At 60.9% G+C, this 9,776-nt stretch carries 8 protein-coding genes; 3 read left to right on the forward strand and 5 right to left on the reverse strand.

What is annotated here, in order from left to right; all coding sequences use genetic code 11:
• Positions 1–250 precede the first annotated feature (250 nt).
• The 5 genes from MPJ51_RS14390 to coxB form a co-directional block, all read right to left on the reverse strand.
• Positions 251–1,066 carry a cytochrome c oxidase subunit 3 gene (locus MPJ51_RS14390; RefSeq protein WP_298388138.1) on the reverse strand — a complete coding sequence of 272 codons (816 nt, stop codon included), beginning with the start codon at positions 1,064–1,066 and terminating at the stop codon, positions 251–253.
• Between the two features lie 22 nt (positions 1,067–1,088).
• Positions 1,089–1,664 carry a cytochrome c oxidase assembly protein gene (locus tag MPJ51_RS14395; protein WP_298388141.1) on the reverse strand — a complete coding sequence of 192 codons (576 nt, stop codon included), beginning with the start codon at positions 1,662–1,664 and terminating at the stop codon, positions 1,089–1,091.
• Positions 1,664–1,825 (reverse strand): hypothetical protein, encoded by a 162-nt coding sequence (locus tag MPJ51_RS14400; protein ID WP_162896804.1) that lies wholly within the window; start codon positions 1,823–1,825, stop codon positions 1,664–1,666. Before MPJ51_RS14400 ends, MPJ51_RS14395 begins: the two co-directional genes overlap by 1 nt.
• Entirely contained in the window at positions 1,822–2,778 is a 957-nt protein-coding gene (cyoE, locus tag MPJ51_RS14405) for a heme o synthase (protein ID WP_298388148.1), read from the reverse strand. Before cyoE ends, MPJ51_RS14400 begins: the two co-directional genes overlap by 4 nt.
• Positions 2,779–2,860: 82 nt before the next feature.
• Positions 2,861–3,772, reverse strand: a complete 912-nt coding sequence (coxB, locus tag MPJ51_RS14410) for a cytochrome c oxidase subunit II (protein WP_298388151.1) — start codon at positions 3,770–3,772, stop codon at positions 2,861–2,863.
• 176 nt (positions 3,773–3,948) lie between these two features.
• On the opposite strand from coxB, the gene tldD reads away from it, so the two are divergent.
• The 3 genes from tldD (at position 3,949) to topA (ending at position 9,514) form a co-directional block, all read left to right on the forward strand.
• Positions 3,949–5,370 (forward strand): metalloprotease TldD, encoded by a 1,422-nt coding sequence (tldD, locus tag MPJ51_RS14415; RefSeq protein ID WP_298388154.1) that lies wholly within the window; start codon positions 3,949–3,951, stop codon positions 5,368–5,370.
• Positions 5,371–5,611: 241 nt separating this feature from the next.
• Positions 5,612–6,742, forward strand: coding sequence for a DNA-processing protein DprA (gene dprA, locus MPJ51_RS14420; protein ID WP_298388157.1), 1,131 nt, complete (start codon positions 5,612–5,614; stop codon positions 6,740–6,742).
• Between the two features lie 138 nt (positions 6,743–6,880).
• A complete protein-coding gene (gene topA, locus MPJ51_RS14425) occupies positions 6,881–9,514 on the forward strand; it encodes a type I DNA topoisomerase (protein WP_298388160.1) in 2,634 nt (877 codons plus the stop codon).
• Positions 9,515–9,776 lie beyond the last annotated feature (262 nt).

The following is a 9,776-nucleotide window of genomic DNA, read 5'->3' on the forward strand; positions in this document are numbered from 1 at the left end:
TTCCACCCCAGCCGCTGCACCTGCCAGATGCCCAGCGACAGCAGCACGCCCAGACCGGCGAGGCCGAAGATCAGCAGGAACAGAATGCGGCGCATGGCGGGGTCAAACCTAATTGCAGAAACCGGCGTCTTGTTAAGGGCTGCACGGGCGTAAATGCAACCGCGCAATTGTATCGGGCGCAATCTTGCGCCCTAATCGAGAAAAAGCCGCCCCAAAGGGCGGCTTTTGCAATTGGATCACCGAGGCCGCGTTACATCAGCGGGGCCTGACCCCAGATGTAGACAGCGAAGAACAGGAACAGCCAGACGACGTCAACAAAGTGCCAGTACCAGGCCGCGGCCTCGAAACCCACATGCTTCTCGGGGGTGAAGTCACCCTTCAGCGCCCGGATCAGGCAGACCGACAGGAAGATGGTCCCGATGATCACGTGTGCCCCGTGGAAACCCGTGGCCATAAAGAAGTTCGAATAGAACTGGTCACCGCCGAATTTCCAGCCCTCATGAGCCAGCAGTTCATAGTATTCATACCCCTGCAGGAAGGTAAACGCGACACCCAGTGCGATACCGATGGTCAGACCCTGCACCAGAGCCTTGCGGTCATTGCCATGCACCAGCGCGTGGTGCGCCCATGTGATGGCACAACCCGACAGCAGCAGGACCAGAGTGTTGATCAGCGGCAGATGGAACGGGTCAACCGCGTGGATATCCGGCTGGATGTATTCGGTCCCGGCATAGTCGTACATCGGGTACATGCGATGTTTGAAGAACGACCAGAACCAGGCGAAGAAGAACATCACCTCGGACATCACGAACAGGATGAAGCCATAGCGCAGGCCGATGCGCACGACCGGCGTGTGATCACCCTGACGGCTTTCGACCACCACCTCGGACCACCAGGCGAACATGGTGTAAAGCACCGCGACCAGACCGGCCCAGAATATATAGGACGTGATTCCGTGCATCCACAGAACGGCCCCGAACAGCATCACAAAGCCGCCGACAGCGCCGATCAGCGGCCAGATCGACGGGGCCAGAATGTGGTAATCGTGGTTTTTAGCGTGTGCCATCAGCGTCCCTCACCTACAGGCGTTAGTTCGTGTTTGTATCAGCCTGCGCATCCAGGGCGGCATAGCCCTCGGGCAGGTCAATTTCGTAGAATGTATACGACAGAGTGATCGTATGCACATATTTCGCTTCCAGATCCTCGACCATTTCGGGATCGACGAAGAAAGTTACCGGCATTTCAACCCGTTCGCCAGGTTGCAGCACCTGCTCTTCAAAGCAGAAACAGGCGATTTTCTGGAAATACCCACCGGCGGAATAAGGCGCGACGTTATACGACGCCTGCCCCGCAATCGGCCGGTCGGTCGGATTGTAAGCCTCATAAAAGGCCAGACCCGTCTCACCGATGCGGACTTCCATTTCACGCACGACCGGCTTGAAATCCCAGGCCATATTCTTGGCCTTGGAGGCGTCAAAGCGCACGGTGACGGTGCGGTCCAGAATGTCCTCGGGCGCGGTCTCGGCCACGCCGGTGGTACCGCCAAACCCGGTGACCCGGCAGAACCAGTCGTAAAACGGCACCGCCGCCCAGGCGAGGCAGCCCATCAGGACAACCACGCCCACGGTCTGAGCAACCGTTTTCTGAGGACCGGTCAGAGCCATCAGTTCTGCACCTCTTGCGTCGCCATGTTGAAATCGGTGCCGGAAACTTTGACGATGGTTAGACCGAAAATAATCACGATAAACGCCGCCAGCGTCAGGCCGACGCCCAGATTGCGGCTGAACCGGCGCTGGTGCAACTCATGGCTTTTGCGCAGGCTCATGACCAGCCTCCCAGCCCGTAGGGTTTCAGCAGCGCCTCGACCAGAATCGCGCCGAAATGCAGGAACAGATACAGCAGCGACAGCTTGAAGAAGCTGCGCTCGACTTTGAAATTGTCCGCCTCGGCATCGTCCTCGGTCCGGCGCGAGATCATCCACGCCCCCCGCAGGAACAGCGCGTTCAGCACCAGCGCGACCACCAGATAGACCGGGCCACCGATATCCGAGAATGCCGTGCCAACGGCCAGCAGGGCCAGCAGGCCGGTATAGACAAGGATATGCGTGCGCGTGGCGCGGCGACCATGGGTCACCGTCAGCATCGGCACACCCGCATCATCGTAATCCGACCGCATGAACAGCGCCAGCGCCCAGAAATGCGGCGGCGTCCACATGAAGGTCAGCGCGAACATCAGCCACGGCTCCAGCGTCATCGACCCGGTGGCCGCGACCCAGCCGATCACCGGCGGAAAGGCCCCTGCCGCACCGCCAATGACGATGTTCTGCGGGGTCGAGCGTTTCAGCCACATCGTATAGACGACGACATAGAAAAAGATGGTAAAGCCCAGAAACGCGCCTGCGAACCAGTTGGTCGCAAGGCCCAGCATGATCACGGACAGACCGGACAGCGCCAATCCGATGGCCAGCGCCTCACCCTCTTCGACCTTGCCGGACGGAATCGGACGGCCCTTGGTGCGCTTCATCACCTTGTCGATATCCGCGTCCCACCACATGTTCAGCGCGCCCGAGGCGCCACCGCCGATGGCAATGAACAGGATCGCGCAGAAGCCGACAAAGGGATGTACCGGAACCGGGGCAGCCAACAGACCAACCAAGGCCGTGAACACGACCAGAGACATCACACGCGGCTTCAGCAGGGCGAAGTAATCGCCAAAGCTGGCCTCGTCCGCGCGGGTCTGCGCGGTCACTTGGCTGGCATTGATGCTTGCGTCGCTCATATCCGGTCCTTCAAGGGCGAAAGCTGCGCGTCACCCGCGCAGCCTGCGGAGTTCATAGTGCGGGTCAGACCCGCACAAGGCTTCAGTTCGAGGCCACCTGGTACGCTGTCGGCTGACCGGCATACTCTTCCAGCGCGCCTTGCAGCCACTGCTCATACGCCTCTTCGCTGACCACTTTGACGGTGATCGGCATATAGGCGTGATCCTTGCCGCAAAGCTCCGAACACTGGCCGAAATAGATACCTTCTTTGTCAGCCTGGAACCACAGCTCAGCCAGACGACCCGGCACACCGTCCTGCTTCACACCGAAGGACGGGATGGTCCACGAGTGAATCACGTCCGACGCGGTGACCTGCATGACGATGATTTTGCCAACCGGCACAACCACAGCAGTGTCCGTCGCCAGCAACCATTCATCTTCGCCATAACCTGCATCCACCAGCTTGGCACGCATCGCGTCATCCAGAACAAACGGGGTCACATCCGCATCCGCAGGGCGGGCGCCTTCGTCCAGCGTGGCCGGGTGGCCCAGCAAATAGCTGTCGAATGCGAAATCGTGATCGACATATTCATAGGTCCAATACCACTGGTTGCCCACGACCTTGATGACCACATCGCCTTCGGGAATTTCCTGCTGCTTGAACAGAACCGGCAGCGAGAAGGCACCAATAACCACCAGGATCACAATCGGGACAATCGTCCACGCAATTTCCACCGGGGTATAGTGCGAGAATCGCGCCGGGGTCGGATTGGCGCGTTGGTTGTAGCGCATGATGCAGTAAACCAGCAGGCCCGCGACAAACACACAGATCACGGTGATGATCACCAGAATCATCGTGTCCAGTTCCCGGATGTCATTGGCCAGTTCGGTAACAGCAGGTTGGAAACCAATTCCGCCATCAACCGGTTTGCCAATAATCTCAAGCTCCTGAGCCATGGCGGGAAGGCTGGAGAGGGCTGTGGCAAGCCCGGAAAGCATCAAAGCATTCTTCATGTTCTGTCCTGATCGTTTGATCTTTGCGTCTCTCGCGAAAAGATGTGAATCGGTCACACCTCTCCCGTTGTCTTTGGCCGCGTTAAAAACCATATTCCTGCGGGTAGATAAAGCAAAATGCTTGCGTCAAACAGACGCTATTTTTGATCTGGATCAAATGCGAAAGGCCGCACCCCATGTCTCAAGCCCCGTTTCGCCCGTTCGAAAACGCCCTGCCGCAGGATGAGGCGCTTGCGGTTTTGCAATCCGCCACCGCCGGGGCCGAGGATGGAGAGCTGTTTGTGGAACGCCGCAAATCCGAATCTCTGGTCTTTGATGACGGGCGTCTGCGCACGGCCTCTTATGACGCCTCCGAAGGGTTCGGCCTGCGGGCAGTGCAGGGTGAGGTGGCCGGGTATGCCCATTCCACCGAGGTATCGATCCCGGCCCTAAAACGCGCGGCAGAAACCGCGCGGCTGGCCGTGGGCGAGGGCGGCGGCACGCTGGCCGGGGCACCGCAGGCGACCAACACGCGTCTTTACACGGATGAAGACCCCATCGAATCCGCAAGCTTTCCGGTCAAGATCGAAACCCTGCGCGAGATCGATGCCTTTACCCGCGACCTCGATCCACGTGTGGTTCAGGTCAGCGCCACCATCGCCGCCGCCGTGCAAGAGGTCGAGATTCTGCGCCCCGACGGGGTGATCGTCCGCGACGTGCGCCCGATGACGCGCCTGAACATCTCGGTCATCGTCGAACAGAACGGGCGGCGGGAAAGCGGCTCGGCTGGCGGCGGCGGGCGCGTGGGCCTGGACGGGCTGATTGATCCGACGGACTGGCAGGACAAGGCGCGCGAAGCATTGCGGATCGCCCTTGTGAACCTTGACGCGATCCCTGCCCCGGCGGGTGTGATGGAGGTTGCGCTCGGCCCCGGTTGGCCCGGCATCCTGCTGCACGAGGCCATCGGGCATGGGTTGGAGGGCGACTTCAACCGCAAGGGCAGTTCTGCCTTTGCCGGGCTGATGGGCCAGCAGATCGCCTCCAAAGGTGTGACCGTTGTGGATGACGGCACCATCGCTGATCGGCGCGGGTCGATCTCCGTAGATGACGAAGGCACGCCCAGTTCCCGCACCGTGCTGATCGAAGACGGTATCCTGACCGGATACATGCAGGACCGTCAAAACGCTCGTCTGATGGGTGTTTCGCCGACAGGCAACGGTCGGCGGCAAAGCTATGCCCACAAGCCCATGCCACGTATGACCAACACGATCATGCTGGGCGGTGAGGCCGATCCGGCAGCGCTGGTGGCCGACATCAAGGACGGTATCTGGGCCGTGGGTTTCGGCGGCGGGCAGGTCGATATCACCAACGGCAAGTTCGTATTCTCCTGCACCGAGGCCTACCGCGTCGAAAACGGCCAGATCGGCGCGCCGGTCAAGGGCGCGACATTGATCGGGGACGGGCCGTCGGCGCTGAAACGCATCCGCGGACTGGGCAACGACATGGCGCTGGACCCAGGGATGGGCACCTGCGGCAAGGACGGCCAATGGGTGCCGGTGGGCGTCGGGCAGCCAACTGTTCTGATGGACGGTCTGACCGTGGGCGGCTCGGCAGCATAGGCAGAGAATCAGGATCGAAACTCAGGGCGCAGGGTTAACTTCGCGCCCTACTACCGACGCATTTCGCAGTGCGGATGCGTATCGGACTGAGAAAATTCGAACGAATTTTCTTGCACAATTTCAAAGGCATGTGCACTCATCCAATGCAGCATTCCAAACAAATCACATCTAATTTTCCGCGATTCACACGCTGTTAACTCAAATCCCCGTAAACCAGTTCTGCAATCAGGCGGAGCATCGGATGACCGAAGAGCAGCTTTCTTCCAATCACCCCCCACTCCCACCCACCACGGAAGAGGATCGGTTTTCCTGGCTCCGTCTGTTGCGCTCACGCAAAGTTGGCCCGGCGACGTTCCGGCGCCTGTTGCGGGAACATGGCTCGGCGCAGAACGCGCTGGCCGCGCTGCCGGAAATGGCACGCGCCGCCGGAATTGAAGGGTATGAAATCTGCCCGCCCGGCGTGATTGAGGCGGAACTCAAGGCCGCAAAAGCCGCAAACGCGAGGCTTTTGTGCCTTGGGGCCGCCGATTTTCCGACCGCCCTGAACGATATTGCGGATGCCCCTCCGATTTTGTGGGCGATGGGCGATACCTCGATCCTCACGCGCCCGGCGATTGCCATGGTGGGCGCGCGCAACTGTTCCTCGCTGGGTGCGCGGATGGCGCGGGGTCTGGCAAAGGAGTTAGGCGAGAAAGGGCATGTCATTGTGTCAGGGTTGGCACGGGGAATCGACACAGCCGCCCATTTGGCGGCACTGCCGACCGGTACGGTGGCGGTGATGGCTGGCGGTGTGGACGTTATCTATCCGGCGGAGAACACTGATCTGGCCCACAGCATCGCCGAAGCCGGATTGCGACTGTCAGAACAACCGATGGGCGTCACCCCGCAGGCCCGGCATTTTCCGCGCCGCAACCGCATTATCTCGGGTCTCGCGCAAGCAGTGATCGTCGTCGAGGCAGCCGCTAAATCCGGCAGTCTGATCACCGCCCGGGATGCGCTGGATCAGGGGCGCGAGGTTCTGGCGGTTCCGGGCCATCCCTTTGATGCACGCGCGGCCGGATGCAATATGTTGATCCGCGACGGTGCGACGCTTGTGCGTTCCGCTGAGGATGTGATCGACGCGCTGCCTTCGCAGGGTGATTGGATGTCAACTGACACCCCTGATGCTATCGAGGATCGTTGTGATCCCGTCGATACTCACACCCTCCATCAGCAAATCCTGTCGCGGCTGGGGCCGTCCCCTGTTGCCGAGGATCAGTTGCTGCGCGATGTCGCGGCCACAGCCGGGGAAATCGGCCCGGCGCTGGTCGATCTGGAGCTGGACGGGCGAATCCAGCGGCAACCGGGCGGCTTGCTGTCGCTGGCAGGCTAAGCGTGAAACCCCTCTATCCACCTGAAATCACCACATCTTTCAGTGAATAAAAGGAACACATTGACAATTCCACCTTGCCCCACACATTTTGCACGACCATACAAGGCGCAAAATCCGTCGAGCGAGGTTTCCCCCTAAATGCCCGTAGTTGTTGTAGAATCTCCGGCCAAAGCAAAAACGATCAATAAATATCTCGGCCCCGACTACACGGTTCTGGCCTCTTACGGCCATGTGCGGGACCTGCCGCCCAAGGACGGATCGGTCGATCCCGAACACGAATTCGCGATGACGTGGGAGGTTGGCAATGACAGCCGCAAACACGTCAAGGCCATCGCCGACGCGCTGAAAGAAGACAACGCCCTGATCCTTGCCACCGACCCCGATCGCGAGGGCGAGGCGATCAGTTGGCACCTGCAAGAGGCGCTGACCAAGCGCCGCTCGATCAAGAAGGACACGCCGGTCAGCCGCGTCACCTTCAACGCCATCACCAAGGATGCGGTGACCGAGGCGATGCAGAACCCGCGCCAGGTCGACATGCCGCTGGTCGAAGCCTATCTGGCCCGCCGCGCGCTGGACTATCTGGTGGGCTTCAACCTGTCCCCGGTGCTGTGGCGCAAACTGCCGGGGGCTCGGTCGGCGGGCCGGGTGCAATCGGTGTGCCTGCGCCTGATCGTCGAACGCGAGATGGAAATCGAGGCGTTCAAGCCGGTCGAATACTGGTCGGTCCGGGCGCTTTTCGAAACCCCGCGCGGCCAAACATATGAGGCGCGGTTGGTCACGCTGGCGGGCAAGAAGCTGGACAAGCACGACCTGTCCAACGCCACACAGGCCGAACTGGCGGTGCAGGCGATCACCAGCCGTGCCCTCAGCGTCACCTCGGTCGAGGCCAAGCCAGCCGCCCGCAACCCAAGCGCGCCCTTCATGACCTCGACCCTGCAACAGGAGGCCAGCCGCAAGTTCGGCATGGGTGCGCGCCATGCAATGCAGGTGGCCCAGCGCCTTTATGAGGCCGGGTACATTACCTATATGCGGACCGACGGTATCGACATGGCCCCCGAAGCCGTGGCCGCCACCCGCGATGCAATCGCGGATCGGTATGGCAAGGAATACGTGCCGGACAGCCCGCGCATCTATAAGAACAAGGCCAAGAACGCGCAGGAGGCCCACGAATGTATCCGCCCCACGGATATGTCGCGCGACGCCAAGGCGCTGAAGGTCACGGATGAGGATCAGCGCAAGCTGTATGACCTGATCTGGAAACGCACCATCGCCTGTCAGATGGCCGCAGCGCGGCTGGAACGCACCACGGTCGAGATCGGCAGCGCCGATGGGCAGGTCGGCCTGCGCGCCACCGGTCAGGTGGTTCTGTTCGACGGGTTCATGCGCGTCTATGAAGAGGGTCGCGATGACGTGGCCGATGATGACGAAAAGCGCCTGCCGCAGATCATGCAGGGCGATCCGGCGAGTTTTGCGAAGACCTCGCTGAAGGATCAGTTTGCCAAGGCCACCGGCGATTCCGACAAGGCCGCCATCCTGTCCGACAACGAATCCGTTCTGGCGCTGCAACACCACACCCAGCCGCCGCCACGCTATACCGAGGCGACTCTGGTCAAGCGGATGGAGGAATTGGGGATCGGGCGGCCCTCGACCTATGCCTCGATCGTGACCACGATTCAGGACCGCGAATATGTGCGCAAGGACAAGAACCGGCTGATCCCCGAGGAAAAGGGCCGGATCGTCACGATCTTTCTGCTGAATTTCTTCCGCCAGTACGTCGGTTACGAATTCACCGCCAATCTGGAAGAGCAGCTGGATGATGTCAGCGCCGGCGACCGCGACTACAAGGACCTGCTGGGCAAGTTCTGGCGCGATTTCTCGGCCGCGATTGGTGAAACGACCGAATTGCGCATCTCGGAGGTGCTGGACAAGCTGGACGAGGCGCTGGCCCCGCAGTTGTATCCCCCGCGCGAGGACGGCTCGGACCCGCGTGTCTGCCCGAAATGTGGTGTCGGACAGCTGCATCTGAAGACCTCTCGCACCGGCGGATTCGTGGGTTGCGGCAATTACCCCGAATGCACCTATACCCGCCCCATCGCGGGCGAAGGGGCCGAAGGTGACGAACGTCTGCTGGGCGAGGATGCGGGCGATGAGATCTGGCTGAAATCCGGTCGGTTTGGTCCTTATGTTCAGCGCGGCGAACCCACGCCCGAGAACAAAAAACCCCCGCGCGCCTCGCTGCCGCGTGGGTGGAGCAAGGATGACATGGATCTGGACAAGGCGCTGACGCTGCTGTCCCTGCCCCGCCAGATCGGCGAACACCCCGAGGGCGGCATGATCACCTCAAACTTCGGGCGGTTCGGGCCTTATCTGATGCACCAACTGGCCGATGAGGCCAAGCCGGTCTACGCCAACCTCAAAGACCCCAATGACGTCTTCGAGATCGGCATGAACCGCGCCGTGGAACTGCTGGCCGAAAAACGCGCCAATCCCGGGCGCGGGCGACGCGCGGCGGCCAAACCGCTCAAAGAGCTGGGCGAGCATCCCGATGGCGGCGCGATGCAGGTGCTGGATGGACGCTATGGACCGTATGTGAAATGGGAAAAGGTCAACGCGACCATTCCCAAGGACATCAAGCCCGAGGATGTGACGCAGGAAATGGCCATCGAACTGGTCAACGAACGCGCGGCCAAGAAGGGCTCCAAAAAGAAAGCCGCCCCCAAGAAGAAAGCGGCGGCCAAGAAGACCACGACGAAGGCCGCCAGCAAAAGCTGACCCTACGTTACGACTGCATGTTTCAAATGTCGCAGGTCGGCCCCCTGAATACGGGGGGCCGTCCGCGTGTTTACGATGTGACGCGACACCGGATTGCGCCCGTAAACAAAAGGAACACAGACATGCTGAGAACCGCCATTCTTGTAACTGCATTGGCCCTTGCAAGCGCCACGCAGGGCCATACCGGCCACCACGCCAAATCTGCCAAAGCCGAGATCATCAACGCGCAAGGTGACGTGATCGGCACAGCCACCGCCCAACA

This window comes from Ruegeria sp. (assembly GCF_028066395.1).
In the GTDB taxonomy this organism is placed as follows: Bacteria; Pseudomonadota; Alphaproteobacteria; order Rhodobacterales; family Rhodobacteraceae; genus Ruegeria.